Genomic DNA, 15508 nt, shown 5'->3' on the forward strand with positions numbered 1-15508 from the left:
CGACTTCTTGGCCCTGCGCGAGTCCGTTGCCATCTTCCCTGTGCACGAGAGGGCCGACATCATCGAGCTCTTCGGGCGCGAAGTCCCCACAGCAGTCGGGTTGTGGTCGAGCCGTTCCCGGTTCCGCGGCCGCCGCTGTGGGACCGGGTTGGCATTGGTGCCCGTGGGTCGCGCGAGGCATGTTCGCCGTCTAGTCTGACTTGACTTGCTACGTCTAGGCCGACTTGACTACTCTGTGTGATCGCAGAGCAGCCCACCCGCAAGGTCGCTCGCGAACTGCAGAACGCCGGTTTCGAGCCGAAACGTACCGTCGTATCCCACACCTGGTGGCAGCACCCTGACGGCACAGGCGTTGCGGTCCCCGACGGGCACCGCACGATCAGCCCTGGCGTGTATCGCAGGATCCTCAAGGCATTGGAGGCGACACGATGAGCACCGCCTACACCGCCACCGCGGCCCGCGAGGGCCGCTGGTGGGCCATCACCGTCCCCGGCGTCGATGGCGTCACCCAGACCCGCCGCCTGGGTGACGCCGCGGACATGGCACGCGAGCTCGTTGCCGTCACCCTTGGCGTGCCGCTCGAGGACGTCGTCGTCGAGGTGACTGTCACCGCCGTCGACGACATCGATGTGGCAGGCGACGCTGCCCGCATCCGCTCGGATCGCCAGAAGGCGGCCGCGCTCGAAGTGTCCGCAGCCGACGGCGCGAGGAGCCTCGCGCGCAGGCTCGTGGACGCCGACGTCCCGTTGCGCGACGTCGGTCGGATTCTGGGGGTGTCGCACCAACGCGCGCACCAGCTCGTGCACTCCGGTGAGGGCGGGTCGCAGTACGAGATCCGGAGGACGGATGTCCGCAAGGCCGCGCGCCGTAGGTCGCCCGCCGCGTAGCGGGCGCGGGACGTCGGTCCGCGGTTCGACACGCGACCTTTCCCTGTCATGAACGACGACGGCCCGTCCCCCCGGAGGTGTTCCGGGGGACGGGCCGCCGTGATCGACGTGCGGGTGCTACCGGACCACCCGCAGGCTCGCGCTGGACTTCGAGCCGTTCACGTCGGTGCTGCCGACGTACACGGCCGTCAGCTGGTGCGTGCCGACGGTCAGGGTCGTGGGCAGGGTGATCGTCACCGTGCCCGTGGAGCCGTTCACCGTGAGGGTGCCCGAGGCGAGCACCTTGTGCCCCTCGCGGATCTCGACCGTGCCGGTCGGGGCGGTGGTCTGCCCCGTGACGGTGACCGTGGCGGTCGCCGCCGTGCCCTTGTGCACCTGCTTCGGGGAGATCACGAGCTTCGTGCTCGACCCCGACCTGGCGACGGTGACCTTGACCGGCTTCGACGTGGACGCCTTCCATGCGCCGGTCGCCGGGGCGTACACCGCGGTGAGCTGGTGCGTGCCGGCGCCGAGCGCGGCCTTGGCGGTGGCCTTCCCGTTGGTGACGGCGGCCGAGGCGATCTCGGTCGTGCCGTCGAGGAAGGTCACGGTGCCCTGGGCGTCACGCGGCGCGACGCTCGCCGCGAGCGTGACCGCCTGACCGGCCTTGCCGCCACCGGTGACCTTGAGGGTCGTGGTGGTGGTGACGGCCTCCGGGACGGTGACGTCGACGACCTGGGCCCGGCTCGTCGTCGCGGCGTTCTGGTGCTGCAGCACCAGCAGCTGACCGCTGGTCACCCCCGCGGCGTGGTGCACGGGGACGGCCGTGCCGTCGGCACCGAGCGACGAGAACGACCCGGTGATGTCGTTCTCGAACCAGAACGTCGGGTCGAACGGGTCGATCGTGAACGGCTCGACGGAGTCGAGGATGCCGGACGGGTCCTGGGCGTACTGCGAGTACGTCGAGACCTGGACGGTCGGGGTGTCGCCGGGCTCGATGCCGACGGCGCCGAGCGCGATCGGGAGCACGACCACGTTGTTGTCGAAGATCCCCGACTCGACGTCCCCGAAGAACAGGTTCACCGGCTCGATGTCGAGCGTCGCACCCGTGGCCAGGTCGACGGTCAGGGCGACCGTGATGTCGGACTCGGCGTACTTGGTCACGTACGACTCGATGTCGGCGGTGCCGTCACCGTCGATGTCGATGTCCGCGACGGGCTGCGTCGAGTGGCCCAACGTGGCCCACTCGCCGTCGGTCGCGACGCCGATGCCGAGGTAGCCGTCGGTGGCCTCGCCGCCGGCTGCGACCTCCTGCGGGGCGGTGGACACCCAGCCGACGTACCGCAGGTCACCGGCCGCGGTGGCCGACGCCGACGTCACGAACCCGGGTGCGGTCTCGAGCTTGGGGCTCGTGGCCGCGAGGATCAGCGGCGTCGACAGCGAGTACCAGCCACCGTCGGCGACACCACGCCCGCTCAGGGGCAGCGTCGCGGTCGGTGCGCCGGCGTCCGCGAAGGACACCGCCCCGGCCTTGAGGTCGCTGACCAGTCGCGGTGCGGCCTGGACGGGCACGCGCAGCTCGGAGGATCCCGAGGTCAGCACGAGCCGGCCGGACAGCTGCGTGACGTACTCGCGCGGCAGACCCGCCTGGGTGACGTCCTGCGTCGGGTCGATCTCCCGCGCCAGGGTCGTCGGGTCGGCGGTGAGGGTCAGCGTGACGAGCGACTGCCCACCGGCCGGCACCGTGACGTTCGCGGGCGAGGCCGTGATGGTGGCCCCTCCGGCGGTCGTGGCGGTCGTCACCGACGTGGCGTAGGTGACGGGGCTGTCACCGAGGTTCTTCACGGTGACGGTCTTGGTGGCCTTCACCGTGCTCGCGCCGACGTTCACGACCCCGAAGGCCACGGACGTCTGCGCCGGGACCTGCGAGTTGTACGCCACCACGGGCGTGGTGACCGCGGCGAGGGCGTCGACGCGACCGGCACCGACACGGGCGGGCCCGTACGTCTCGCCCTTGCCGAGGCCCTCGGTGGTGACGTCGTGGGTCGCCGTGTTGACCACGGCGGCCTTCACCTCGACCTGACCCCAGCCCGGGTGGGCCGAACGGACCAGGGCGGCGATGCCCGCGACGTGCGGGGAGGCCATCGAGGTGCCGGACAGGCTGTGGCCCTCGTTGCCCGTGCTCGAAGCCGCGGACACGATGAGCGTGCCGGGTGCGGCGACGTCGGGCTTGGCGACGCCGAGCGAGCCGTGCACACCGCGCGACGAGCCGGAGTTGAGCGCGTCACCGGCGATGTCCTCGATCACGGCGCCGGACAGCGACGGGCCGAGGTGGACCGTCAGGGTGCCCGCGGTGATCTCCGGCAGCAGGGCGGTCGTGGACGGACCGGTCAGCTGGGCGCCGGGCAGGCCGGCGTTGCCGGCGATACCGGCCGCGAAGACGGTCTCGGTGGTGCCGATCAGCACGCCGACCGCACCGGCGTTCTGCGCGTTCGTCCACCGGGTGGCCGAGCCGCAGGCACGCGAGGAGTCGTCGTCGTCCCACCACAGGTAGGCGATCTTGCCGGCGACCTGGGCCGCCTGCGCCGCCGTGAACGGGGTGCAGCCGGAGAACGTGGTGGCACCGATCGCGACGACCGGGGCGGTCACGTCGGCGTCACCGGCGTAGTTGATCGAGTTCTGCCCCGACCAGGTGCGCACCGAGGCCGGGTCGGTGGCCGCGGTGACCTCGACGCCGTCGTAGGTCTGCGGGCTGCCCACCGAGTTGGCCACGGCCAGACCGGTCACGCCGTTGCCGGGGGAGCCGGCGATGTCCTCGAGGTCACCGGCGTTGCCGGCGGCCAGCACGACGACCGTGCCGAGCGCGGACAGCGTGTCGATGAGCTGGGAGTCCGGGTCGTCGGCGGGGGAGCCGTCGGAGCCGAGCGAGAGGTTGACGACATCGAGCCGGTCGCCCAGGTCGCCGTCGCCGTTCGGGTCGGCGGCACGGTCGAGCGCGAGCGAGGTCAGGTCGGTCGAGCCGCCGATGTCGCCGAACACCTTGAGGGAGTACAGCTCGGCCTGCGGCGCGGTGCCCGGGCCCACGGTCCAGTCGGACACGTCGGTCAGGGCGCTGTAGTCGCCCGTGAACGTCTTGCCCGTCGCGTCGACGCCGTAGCCGGCCGCCGTGCCGGCCACGTGCGAGCCGTGCCCGGAGTTGTCGGACAGGTAGGACGCGTCGATCGGGTTCTCGTCGGGCGTCGGCACGGTCGTGGCGCCGGGCAGCTTGGACGCCGGGTCGGCGTCGTAGAGCGGGCCGGCGAAGTCGTAGCCGCCGATGAACTTGGCCGGGTCGGTCAGCTCGGCGGGCACCGGACCGGCGCCGTCGGTGCCGTACGCCTCGGCGTAGGCCTCGACGGTGCCGGGGCCGCCGAAGTCGGCGTGCGTGTAGTCCAGGCCGGTGTCGATGATGCCGATCCGGACGCCCTCACCGGTGTGGCCGGTGTCCTGCCAGGCCTGCAGCGCCTTGGTGAAGGAGACCGTGTGCGAGTTCTCGAGCGTCTTGCTGGTCACCCGGTAGAGCGCGACGACGTCGTCGGACCCGGCGAGCTCGCGGATCTTGGCGGCGTCACCGGTCACGAGCGTGCCGGCCACGAGGTTGGTGAGCGTGGCGATGCGCTGCGGGGCGGCTGCCCCGGCGGTCGCGTCGGACAGCTCGGAGGGCACGACGTCGGCGGCCAGGTCCTCGGTGTCCTCGGCGGCGGCCTGCACGGCGGCGGGGTCCCCACCCTCGGCCGTGACCTCGACGCCGGACGGCGCGTCCAGCTGGACGATCGCGGTCACGGTGCCGTCGGCGTCCGCGAGGTCGGCGGAGATCTTGCCGGACGGGGAGTCCTCGGCCGTCGTCGAGAGGGTCGCTGCGAGCGCAGGGTCTGCGGCGACCGGGGTGTCCGGTGGTGGTGCGGCGGCGGCCGCGCCGGCGAGCAGCGCGCTCGTCCCGAGCACGGCGCTGGTCAGGGTGAGGGAGAGGGCCGTGAGCCCTGCTAGTGGTCGACGCGTCATGAGCACATCCCTGGCAGATGGGGTGGAACAGTCGCTGACGGCGTCACGTCGGCCGTGTCCTGGGTCACAGCGGACGTGCGCTGCCTGCACGTTACTGACCAGTTGCCCTTTTCGTCACCTGTGAGGAGATCGTCCGAATGGTGGACGTCGGGGCGCCGACCTGCCGCAGGGCGCGTCACACAGGGGCGATCTCGGCGGGGGAACGGCTCAGCGCAGCGGGACGAACGCGTACGACCCGTGGGTGCTCACCCGGACCTCGCCGGCCTGGTCGCGCACCACGAGATGCATCGTCGAGCGCACCGGGACGACCATCCGCCCGCCCGGCGCGAGCTGCTCCACGAGACGGTCGGGCAGCACCCGGGCGGCCGCCGAGACCAGCACGCGGTCCCAGCCGCCGGCGCGGGGCCGCCCCAGCGCGCCCGGGTCCGCCGGTTCGAGCCGTGCCCACGGCTGGTCGGTCGCGTCCAGGTTGCGCGCACCCCAGGCCGCCAGCTCCGGGTCGAGCTCGAGGCCCAGCACCGTGCCCGTGGGGCCGACCAGGTGGGCCAGGAGCGCGGTCGTCCAGCCCGACCCGGCGCCGACGTCGAGCACGTGCGCGCCGACGGGCACGTCGAGCAGGCGCAGCATCTCGGCGACCGTGCTCGGCTGCGAGCTCGTCTGCCCGTGCCACAGGGGTAGCGGCCGGTCCTCGGAGGCGTGCCGACGTTGAGCGGGGGGCAGGAAGTCGACCCGGGGGTGGGCCACCATCGCCGCGGTGACCGGGTCGACGCCGTCGGCGGTCATCCTCCGAGGGTAGGAGCGGGTCAGCCCGCGGGCGCGCTGACCGGACCTGTGCTGACGGGACTTGCGCCGACCGGTTCCGTGCGTCCGGCCGCGTCGGGCATCAGGACCGCCGGGATCACGGGGATCGCACCGGTGCGTGGCACGTCGGCGGACGCAGCCGGTGGCACGACCCGCGGCTTGCGTCCTGGGCGACCGCGGTGGCGGCGCTCCTCGATCCCCTCGAGGGTGCTCGCCCGCCACACCGCGCCACCGTTCAGGCGTCCGTCGGGGGCCGGGAGCCAGGGGACCTTGCGGGAGAGCCAGACGCGGATGGTCGCGTGCTCGACGCCGAGGCGCTCGGCCAGGCGACCGATGTCGTACAGGTCGTCGAGGCCCCGGGGTGCGCAGGGCTCGGTGCGGGCCTCGGCGGTGCGGCCGACGGTGGGGTCGGTGACCTGCTCCCGCGGCTGCGGGGCGTCGGTCGAGGGGGTGCGAGGGCCGGCGTCCACGGACGAATCGTATCCGGCTCCCGTGAATTCTGTGACGGTTCCGTCACGGGAATCTCCACACGATCTCCGCGAGGGGGGTGCGGGACGTCGACGGGATCCCGGAGGTCGCCACCTAACCTGTGACGCATGAGTGACAGATTGCCGATCTCGCGGCGACGGTCCGCAGGCGGCAAGCACGTCGCCCAGGCCGCTCGCCTCCATGATGCGAGCGTTCACACGCCCGCGCACCACGCCGTCGGACGCACCCGCACCCGCCTCGCGCAGGGCGGCCTCGTGACCACCCTCGCGGTGGCGCTCGTCGGTGTCGTCGTCGCACCGGTGTGGGGTCAGGCCTCCGGTCCGGGGGTGGCGACCACCGGCGCATCGACGTCGTCCGCCGTCAGCGCACCGCTGGACGTCGAGGCCGCGCAGGCCGACTCGGCGATCTTCGTGGCCTCCCGGGCCGTCGACGACGCCCGCGAGGCCCAGGCTGCCGCGACCCAGGTCGCCGCCGACCCCACGCAGGTCGCCGCCCTCGAAGCCGCCACCGCCGAGCTCGACGCGCTGCTCGCCGCGGCGCAGACCACGGACCCCCTGCTCGCCTCGCGCACCGACTCGACGGCCTCGCGGTCCACCGAACGGACCTCCCTCGCGGCGGCCACCCCCGAGGCCACCGAGCCCGCTGCCGACACCGCCGGTGCGGCGACCGATCCGAGCGCCGCCACCGACTCCGCCGCGACCGACCCCCCTGCGACCGACCCCGCCGCAGCCGGCGAGACCGCGGACGGCGCGGCGAGCGCCGACACCGCCGCGACCGCCGGGACGACCGACGAAGTCTCCGACGCCCTCCTGCCGGGCGCCGCCTCCCTGACGACCGGCGTCGACCGGCTGCGCGCCGCCGTGGCGGCCGTCGCGGCGCTCACCGACCAGGTCCAGCAGACCACCGAGAAGACGGTCGCCGACCAGCAGGCGGCGGCCGTGGCAGCAGCGGCGGCCGCGCAGGCCGCAGCCGACCAGGCGGCCCAGCGCGCCGCCTGGAAGGCGTCCCTGCTCGGGTACGCCAACGGTCGCATCCCCGCGTCCGCGCTCTGCTCACCTGCCTTCGACGCCGGGATCCAGCTGCGCTGCGACGCGGCCGAGGCGCTCGACGAGCTCGACGCGGCCTACGTCGCCCAGTTCGGCGTGCACCTCACGGTGAGCGACTCCTACCGTTCGTACGCAGGCCAGGTGGCCTGCGTCGCCGCGAAGGGCTCGCTGTGCGCGAAGCCCGGCACGTCGAACCACGGCACGGGTGTGGCGGTCGACCTCGGCGGCGGCGTGGAGGGCTTCGGCACCGCGCAGTTCGTGTGGATGACGCAGAACGCCGCGGCCTACTCCTGGGTGCACCCCGACTGGGCGGCAGCGAGCGGGAGCAAGCCCGAGGCCTGGCACTGGGAGTACGTCGGCTGACGTCCCGCGGGCGGCGATCGCACGACCCGGTACGGAACGATTCGGCTCGCCGGCTCGCCAGGGCACGGCGCGGCCCGCACGGTACTGTCCCGGGGCATGAGCACCTCGGCCGGGTCCGGGCGGGCGCATCCCCTCGTCGGCCGTGCCGCCGAGCTCGACGACCTCGACGAGCTGCTGTCCGTGGTCGCGGGCGGCGGTGGGGCCACCGTCCTGATCGAGGGCGAGTGCGGCGTGGGCAAGTCGAGCCTCGTCGGCGCGCTGCGCGGCGGCGCGCACCTGCTCGACGTCGAGCTGTGCGTGGCCCGGGCCGACGAGGCGGACCGTCGTCCGTTCGCGATGCTGACCGCTGCCCTGCTCGGCCCGAGCGGACGCGCCACCTCCAGCCCCGTCGGCGCCGAGCTGACCTCGCTCCTCGACGCGCTCGGTGACGACCCGACCGGCGCCGCGGTCCTGGTCGAGCGCGCCGGCGAGCTCTTCGCCGCCCTCGTCCGGCACCGCGGCGACCAGCACCCGTGGGTGCTCGTGCTGGAGGACGTGCACCTGGCCGACGACGCGTCGCTGCAGGTGCTGCTGCGTCTCGCGCACGAGGGTGCCGTCTCGCGCGCGCTCGTCCTGGCCACCATGCGCCCGGTGCCGTACCGGCCCGCGCTCGCCGAGGTCGTGACGGCGTGGACCCGGGCCGGTGCGCGATACCTCGAGCTGCGTCCGTTGTCCGCCCGCGCCTCGCTCGACCTGGCCGAGACGATGGTGGGCGGCGTGATCGGCCCGGCGCTGCGCGGCACGGTGGCGACCGCGGGCGGGAACCCGATGCTCATCACCGACGTCGTGCGCACGGCGAGGCGGACCGGGGCGGTGGTCGTGCTCGACGGCGTGCACGACACGCCCGACCCGGGCTGGCTCGTCGCGCTCGACGCGGTGGTGCGCGCCCGGCTCGACTACCTGCCGGCGGAGGTCCGTCTCCTGCTCGGCCAGGCCTCCGTGCTCGGATCGTCGTTCGTCATCTCCGACGTGGCCGCGCTGTCGGGGGAGCCCGTGGCCGGGTGCTGGCGGACGCTGCGGCACGCGATGGCCGCGGGGCTCGTGCACGCACGCGGGGATCGCCTCGTGTTCCGGCACGACCTGGTGCGCGGTGCGCTGTACGACGGCCTCGACCCGTCGGGTCGGCGTGCGCTGCACGCACGGGCCGCCTGGGCCCTGCGGGAGGCGGGTGCGCCGGTGCACGTGGTCGCCGGACACCTCGACCGCGCGCGCTGAGCGCCGCAGGTTCTTAGGGTGGCCACTGGCGCCACCGCGCCGACCGTCCGAGCCTGAGGAGACCGCATGCCCACGCGCACCGCACGGACCGCCTGGACCGGGACGCTCATGGAGGGTGGTGGTCAGGTCGCCCTCGTCAGCTCCGGTGCCGCCACCTTCGACGTCTCCTTCCCCCGTCGTACCGCTGAGGAGGCTGCCGGGGTCACCAGCCCCGAGGAGCTCATCGCCGCCGCGCACTCCTCGTGCTTCGCCATGCAGCTGTCGGCCCTGGTCGCCGAGGCGGGCGGGACGCCCGTCTCGTTGGACGTGCAGGCCGACGTCACGCTGCGACCCGATCCTGCCGGCGGTCTGCGCATCAGCGGGATCGCACTGACGGTGCGGGGCCGGGTCGACGGCCTGGACGCCGCCGGGTTCACGGCGGTGGCCGACGCGGCGAAGGCGACCTGTCCGGTCAGCAAGGCGCTGACCGGCACCGAGATCACCCTGGACGCCGCCCTCGTCTGAGCTGCGGTCCGATCTGCGGTCCGATCGGCATCCGATCGGCATGGTCGCCGGAGGGGGACCTCGGTCCCAGTAGGTGAGGCTCACCTTCGCTCTACGGTCGGGGCATGGATCTGGTGGACTGCGGTCCGGGCGATGCCGTCCGTGTGCTCGGGATCGGCCTCGACGAGGGGATGCGTCGACGCTGCCGTGAGCTGGGGCTGCAGCCCGGGGTCGTCGTGCACGTGACGCACCGCGCCGCGTTCGGCGGACGGGTCGTCGCGGTCGGCGCCGACCGCTTCGCGCTCGACGGACGCACCTGCGCGCTCGTCGACGTCGAGCACGTCGCACCCGTCGGGGTCGCCTGATGTCCTGCCACGACGTGAGCCCGGACCCCGGCGCGCTCGCGGTCGAGGCCCGCACGGCGGAGCCGACCGTCGTGCTCGTCGGGAACCCCAACGTCGGCAAGTCGACCCTGTTCAACACCCTGACGGGCGCCCGGCAGCACGTCGTCAACGCCCCCGGCACGACCGTCGAGCTGCAGACCGGCACGTGGCGCGGCGTCGGCGGCACGGCCCGGGTGCGGCTCGTCGACCTGCCGGGCACGTACTCGTTGCTGGCCCGCACGCCCGACGAGCAGGTCACGGCCGACACGGTCGCCGGGCAGAGCGCGGCGGGTGCCCCCGACGTGGTGCTCGCCGTCGTCGAGGCGCCCGGGCTGGCGCGCTCGCTCTACCTGCTCGGGCAGGTCGCCCGGACGGGTCGACCCGTCGTCGTCGCGCTCACGCTGTCCGACGTCGCCTCGAGCCGGGGCGTGCCGGTCGACGCCGACCGGCTGGCGGCCGCGCTCGGCGTGCCGGTCGTCGCCGTCGACCCGCGCACGGGCTCGGGCCGCACCGAGCTCACCGAGGCGGTCGCCGAGGCCCTCGTCCGGCCGTCCCACGTGCAAGGACTCCGGGCGCGCCCGACGGACGAGCAGGTCGCGAACGGCTCGGGCGATGCCGCGCTCGCGGACGCCGACGAGATCTTCACGTGGGTCTCCGGCGTGCAGGCCGCGCTCGACCGTCCTGCGGTCGCCACCCCCGTGCGGACCTGGTCGGACCGCGTGGACCGCCTCCTGCTCGACCCGTGGGTCGGCGTCCCGGTGTTCGCCCTGGTCATGTGGGGTCTGTTCCAGCTCGCCACGGCCGTCGCCGCGCCGCTGATGGCCGCGGTGGACACGCTCGTCAACGGGTGGGTCGGCGACGGGCTGCGCGCCCTGCTGCCCTCGTCGGGCGGGTTCGCGTGGGTCGAGGGCCTGCTCGTCGACGGCGTGCTGGCGGGCGTGGGCACGGTGCTGTCGTTCGCGCCGCTCATGGGCCTGATGTTCGTGGCCATCGCGATCCTCGAGGACTCCGGCTACCTGGCGCGCGCCGCGTTCGTCGCCGACCGTGCGATGCGACTGATCGGGCTGGACGGGCGCGCGGTGCTCCCGCTCGTCGTCGGGTTCGGCTGCAACCTGCCCGCCCTGGCCGCCACACGCACGCTGCCGCACGCCCGGCAGCGGCTGCTCACCGGGCTGCTCGTGCCCTACACCTCCTGCACGGCCCGCCTGACCGTCTACATCCTGCTGGCCACGGTGTTCTTCCCGTCGAACCCCGGTACCGCGATCTTCCTCATGTACGTCGCGAGCGTCGTGCTCGTGGTCGTCGGCGGGCTGCTGCTGCGACGCACCGCGTTCCGGGACGTGCGCACCGAGCCGTTCGTGCTCGCCCTGCCCGCCTACCAGCGCCCCCGCGTACGCGCGCTCGGGCTGTCGGCGTGGGTCCGGGTGCGGGCGTTCGTGCTCAAGGCCGGGCGCATCATCGTCGTCACGCTCACCGCCGTGTGGCTGCTCATGGCCGTGCCGATGACGGGCAACCACCCGGTCGGCGACGTGCCCGTCGAGGACAGCCTGTACGGCAGCGCCGCGCAGGCCATCGCCCCGGTGTTCGCCCCGGCAGGCTTCGGCAGCTGGCAGGCGTCCGCCGCGCTGGCCACCGGGTTCGTCGCCAAGGAGGTCGTCGTCGGCTCGTTCGCGCAGTCGTTCGCCGTCGCCGAGCCCGAGGACCCGTCCCAGCCGGGCGACCTCGGCACCCAGATGCAGGCCACCTTCGAGCGCACGTCCGGCGGGCACCCGGCGGCCGCTGCGGCGGCGTTCATGGTGTTCGTCCTCGCCTACAGCCCGTGCCTGGCGACCATCGCCGAGCAGCGCCGGCTGTTCGGGGTCCGCTGGACCCTGCGGGCCGTCGGCATCGGCCTAGCTCTCGCCTGGGTGGGTGCGGTGCTCGTCTTCCAGATCGGCTCGCGGCTCGGCGGCCTGGCATGAGCATGCTCACCGACGTGCTCGCGCAGACCCGTGCCGGTGCGACGCCCGACCGTGTCGCCCGGCAGCTGGGGCTCGACCAGGGGCTGGTCGACGCCGCGATCGACCACTGGGTGCGGCTCGGTGTGGTGACGAGCGTGTGCGCCGGCCCGCGGACGCCGGGTGCGGCTTGCGCCGCCGCGACCCCTGCCTGCGCGGGCTGCCCCGTCGCGTCGCTGCGCTGACCTGCGTGGTCTGCGGGCACGTCTCGTCGCCGCTAACCGGTGAGTCGCAGTGCCCCGGAGAACGGATTCCTACAGGCGCCGGCCGTGAGTCGCACCTTGGTGAAGGGTGTAGCGTGCCGCCGGCGAGATCCCGGGGGAGGACGGTGGCATGGGTTTCATTGTGGAGACGGTGAGCCTTCGCGGGATGGCTGACTCCTTGGAAGTTCGGGCGGAGGAAGCATCCGGTCGGGCGTCCGAGTACGCGACTGCGCATCTGGAGTTCGGCCACGAGTCCGCGGGCCTGCTGTTTCACGCTGCGGCCACCGCGGCCGGCGAGACCGAGCAGAGCCTCCGGGCTGCCTTGACCGCACAGCGGGAGAGTCTCCTCAAGTCCGGTTTCGAGTTGGATCAGAGCGCGCGAGAATACGACCGGACGGATCTTGAATCAGCCGCGAGGCTCGACTCCTTGATGCAGGGTTCTCGCGGTGGGCGCCTCAGTATTCCCTGGAGCAGAGCTGTCTACGTTGAGCCCGTGGTTCCGACGGTCGCCCTGACCGAGCCGCAACTTTCCGGCGGTGGCCACGACTATCTGACTGAGGCCGTTGGCACGAACTGGCTGAGTCTCAGCTCCGCGATCGATCAGGTGATCGCCTGGGCCTTCGATTACGACCCGCTCGCGGAGGCGACAAAGCTCCTCTCGGGAGACTGGGATCGTGCACTCTCATGCTCCTGGGCGCTCGCGCGCCTAGGCGAATTTGAAAGGCTCACCGCTGCGAACGTCGGGAGCGCGCTGTCGCACTGCCTCGATGGGTGGAGCGGGCGCGCCGCAGACTCCGCGAATGAGTACTTCACCGGGTATGCGGCTCAGCTGCGAGCCAACGCCGAGGCACTTGATGCTGTTGTTGGCTACTTTGACACGCTCCACGAGGGGATTATCGCCGCCAGCTCCACCCTGAAAGGATTGTTCGCCGAACTCATCGACGTTGCGCTCGTCGGCGCAGTCTCGTACGCGCTTGCCGTAGCGAGTTCGGAGACTGTCGTCGGAGGTGTCGTAGGCTTCATCGCTGGTTCGGCCGCCTATGCGCGGGTCGCGTGGTTGGCGAGATCGATCTGGGATGTGATTCAGGCGGCGATCGAGTCGCTGAATGGTGTAGTGGTGCTAATCTCGACTGCGGCCACTTTTGGATCTGGGGCATTGCGTCTCCCGATTCCGGCCGGCTACTCGGGGCCGGGCCTCGGGTGAAGAGGGTGGAAATTATGAGTGACAGCCGACAGTTTCTCTCGTCGATTCCGCCGACCTCCGCCGTGCACTACGAGTTGGTGAGCGAACTCGCCCGCGCTCGCGACGCTGCACCCGGTGGCGCTCTCGCGCGGCTCGCGGCTGACGTGCTCGATGGTCGGGTGTCGCTGCAAGACGCGCTTCGACAGGGGCCACTCGATGCGGCGGTCAGGGAGTCGGCGCGGCAACTGGGTGCTGCACGCGAGGCTCTCTCGCGGGAGCAGCTCGACCGAGTGCGTTCCGGTCTCGGTGCTTCGGACCCGCATGCGTAAGGGGCCGCCGGTCGTGCTCCTCCTGTCGCTCCTCCTGACGATCGGAGGTTGCGCCGCACAGTCGGAGGATCCCGAGCCGTTCACCGTCGTGTACACGACGGTGAACGGGACCCAGGCGACAGTCGAGGTTGTTCCGGTGGATCCGCACTGCAGCCTGCTGGGTGACCTCAGGCAGTTCGTTGGCACGGCGGGCGAGCAGGGGGTGACGGCCCTGGTGCCGCTCACTGCGGGTGCTGCGGTCACCGCTACGCGCGCCGAGCTCGGCGACGGGCTGGTGTTCGTCTCCGATGAGGACTTGCAGGCGGACGAGCACGGTTTCGTCGCCGACGCGCTGCCGGGTGTGGTCGCGCGCCGTGCCGCGGATGACACCACGACCCCGGTGTCCGACGATGCCGTGCTCAGCGGGACGTTCCGTTGCCCATGACTCCCACCGAGAGACTGCGTGAGGGTTCGTGGCGGCTCGCTCTGCTTGGCACCCTGGGGCTCGTCGTCGGTGTCCTCAGCGGGTATTGGCCGTCAGCCCTCGCTAGCGTGGCGCTGCTGCTGGCATGGGTTGCCGTGCGGTGGGCCACGCGTCCCGATCCATCGCAGGACGCGCGTCAGCGCGGGCGGCGCGAACTGGTCGGCTCGCTCGTGGTGATCGCGCTCCTGGTGGCCGGAGCGGTCTGCCTGCGAGCATTCAGGGGCTGATGGGTCAGATCCGGGACCAGCGCGGCGCGCGCAGCACCAGCAGCGTGACGATCCCGGCGAGCAGCCCCCAGAACGCGGCCGAGATCCGCAGCGGGGCGATGCCCGAGACGGTGACCAGCAGCGTGACGGCGGCCGCCTCGCGCATCCCGGGCGTGCCGGGGTCGTCGGCTTCGAGCCGGAACGCGGCGCCGAGCGCGGCCGCCATGGTGCCGACGAGCGCGAGCCCGGCCCCGGCGGCGACGAGCCCGTCCGGTGCGGCGAGGGCGATCGCGGCGACGGCCGCCGAGCCGATGCCGAGCAGCACGTACCCGCCGCCGGCCGTCAGGGCGGCCCGCCACCTGCCACGAGGGTCGCGTCCGGCCTCCGGGCCGGCGGCCAGTGCGGCGGAGATCGCGGCCAGGTTGATGGCGTGTCCGCCGAACGGTGCGGCGAGCACGGTCCCGGCGCCGGTGACCAGCATCGAGCGGCGCAGCGGCACCGTGTAGCCGAACCCGGCGAGCACGGCCGTGCCGGGGATGTTCTGCGAGGCCATGGTCACGACGAACAGCGGCAGGGCGACCGAGACGAGCGCCGCCCAGGTGAGCGTCGGAGTCGTCCAGACCAGCTGCGGGGCGAGGTCGGCCACGGTGAGCGCGCGCACGTCCGCGGAGGTCCAGGCGAGGGCGACGGCCAGACCCATGGCGGCCGGCACGGCCCACCGCCGGGCGAGGCGCAGCAGGACGAGCCAGGTGATGACGACGGGTGCGACCAGCAGCGGCGCGTCGACCAGGGCTCGCACCGGCTGCAGGCACAGCTGGAGCAGCACCCCGGCGAGCATCGCGTTGGCCAGCGGCACGGGGATGAGCCGCACCCAGCGTTCGAGCCGTGCCGAGAACCCGACGGCGGCGAGCAGCAGGCCGCACACGACGAACCCGCCGATGGCCGCCGACCAGCCGCCGGTCACAGCGCCCGTCCCGGCGAGCAGCGCGGCTCCGGGCGTGGACCACGCGACCGTGATCGGCATCCGGGTGCGCCACGCGAGCAGCGCGGTGGCCAGTCCCATCGCGACCGTGACGGCCAGCAGGCCGGAGGCCGCCTGCTGCGGGTCGGCACCGACGGACCGCAGCCCGGCGAGCACCACGGCGAACGCGCTGGTGAAGCCGACGAGCGCGGTGACGACGCCGGCAGAGACGGCGTGCGCGGTGTCGCGTGTCGTCGCCGTGCCGCTCGCGTCCTCGTCGTGGGTGCGGGTCGTCGTCTCGTCGCTCATGGCCCCTCCGTCCGTGTCGGACGCGATGCTGCCAGCCCCGTGTTTCGGGGGATCGGCGCCTGCGGTCGGGGCTCATCGCGCGCCGTGGGGCCTGCGGTGTCCAGCCCGCGGCGTCCGTCGCCGGGTCCCGG

15 protein-coding genes are annotated in these 15508 nt (G+C 73.1%); 11 read left to right on the top strand and 4 right to left on the bottom strand.

The genetic code is table 11. The annotated features are described in order from the left end of the window. Positions 1–237: 237 nt before the first annotated feature. Complete coding sequence (locus tag BKA22_RS20505) at positions 238–432, top strand: type II toxin-antitoxin system HicA family toxin (RefSeq protein ID WP_146953571.1); 195 nt, start codon at positions 238–240, stop codon at positions 430–432. Next, a complete protein-coding gene (locus BKA22_RS10605) occupies positions 429–887 on the top strand; it encodes a HicB family toxin-antitoxin system (RefSeq protein WP_146953570.1) in 459 nt (152 codons plus the stop codon). Before BKA22_RS20505 ends, BKA22_RS10605 begins: the two co-directional genes overlap by 4 nt. A gap of 117 nt (positions 888–1004) precedes the next feature. On the opposite strand, the gene BKA22_RS10610 is transcribed toward BKA22_RS10605, so the two are convergent. From BKA22_RS10610 to BKA22_RS10620, 3 genes are all read right to left on the bottom strand, one after another. Beyond that, positions 1005–4907 (bottom strand): S8 family serine peptidase, encoded by a 3903-nt coding sequence (locus BKA22_RS10610; RefSeq protein WP_146953569.1) that lies wholly within the window; start codon positions 4905–4907, stop codon positions 1005–1007. Positions 4908–5114: 207 nt separating this feature from the next. Then, a complete protein-coding gene (locus BKA22_RS10615; protein WP_146953568.1) occupies positions 5115–5690 on the bottom strand; it encodes a protein-L-isoaspartate O-methyltransferase family protein in 576 nt (191 codons plus the stop codon). Positions 5691–5710: 20 nt separating this feature from the next. After that, on the bottom strand, positions 5711–6178 hold the full coding sequence (locus tag BKA22_RS10620; RefSeq protein ID WP_146953567.1) for a hypothetical protein: 468 nt from the start codon (positions 6176–6178) through the stop codon (positions 5711–5713). A gap of 126 nt (positions 6179–6304) precedes the next feature. Between BKA22_RS10620 and BKA22_RS10625 the strand changes: the two genes are divergently transcribed. From BKA22_RS10625 to BKA22_RS10665, 9 genes are all read left to right on the top strand, one after another. After that, on the top strand, positions 6305–7606 hold the full coding sequence (locus tag BKA22_RS10625; protein ID WP_179561741.1) for a M15 family metallopeptidase: 1302 nt from the start codon (positions 6305–6307) through the stop codon (positions 7604–7606). A gap of 96 nt (positions 7607–7702) precedes the next feature. Then, positions 7703–8860 carry an ATP-binding protein gene (locus BKA22_RS10630; protein WP_146953566.1) on the top strand — a complete coding sequence of 386 codons (1158 nt, stop codon included), beginning with the start codon at positions 7703–7705 and terminating at the stop codon, positions 8858–8860. Positions 8861–8926: 66 nt separating this feature from the next. Then, positions 8927–9364, top strand: coding sequence for an OsmC family peroxiredoxin (locus BKA22_RS10635; protein ID WP_146953565.1), 438 nt, complete (start codon positions 8927–8929; stop codon positions 9362–9364). Positions 9365–9468: 104 nt separating this feature from the next. Next, positions 9469–9708, top strand: a complete 240-nt coding sequence (locus BKA22_RS10640) for a FeoA family protein (protein WP_146953564.1) — start codon at positions 9469–9471, stop codon at positions 9706–9708. A 14-nt stretch (positions 9709–9722) separates the two neighbouring features. Then, positions 9723–11687 carry a ferrous iron transporter B gene (gene feoB / locus BKA22_RS10645; RefSeq protein WP_307725896.1) on the top strand — a complete coding sequence of 655 codons (1965 nt, stop codon included), beginning with the start codon at positions 9723–9725 and terminating at the stop codon, positions 11685–11687. Further along, positions 11684–11908, top strand: coding sequence for a hypothetical protein (locus BKA22_RS10650; protein WP_146953562.1), 225 nt, complete (start codon positions 11684–11686; stop codon positions 11906–11908). Before feoB ends, BKA22_RS10650 begins: the two co-directional genes overlap by 4 nt. Before the next feature lie 148 nt (positions 11909–12056). Beyond that, positions 12057–13130, top strand: coding sequence for a hypothetical protein (locus BKA22_RS10655; RefSeq protein ID WP_146953561.1), 1074 nt, complete (start codon positions 12057–12059; stop codon positions 13128–13130). A gap of 321 nt (positions 13131–13451) precedes the next feature. Beyond that, a complete protein-coding gene (locus tag BKA22_RS10660; protein WP_146953560.1) occupies positions 13452–13862 on the top strand; it encodes a hypothetical protein in 411 nt (136 codons plus the stop codon). Between the two features lie 107 nt (positions 13863–13969). After that, the gene (locus tag BKA22_RS10665; protein WP_179561742.1) at positions 13970–14128 is read left to right on the top strand and encodes a hypothetical protein; all 159 of its coding nucleotides are present in this window, start codon (positions 13970–13972) and stop codon (positions 14126–14128) included. Positions 14129–14132: 4 nt separating this feature from the next. Here the strand turns inward: BKA22_RS10665 and BKA22_RS10670 are convergent, their stop codons facing one another. Further along, complete coding sequence (locus BKA22_RS10670) at positions 14133–15377, bottom strand: benzoate/H(+) symporter BenE family transporter (protein ID WP_146953559.1); 1245 nt, start codon at positions 15375–15377, stop codon at positions 14133–14135. Positions 15378–15508: the final 131 nt, after the last annotated feature.

The sequence above is a fragment of the Cellulomonas soli genome, assembly GCF_013409305.1.
Taxonomy (GTDB): Bacteria; Actinomycetota; Actinomycetes; order Actinomycetales; family Cellulomonadaceae; genus Cellulomonas; species Cellulomonas soli.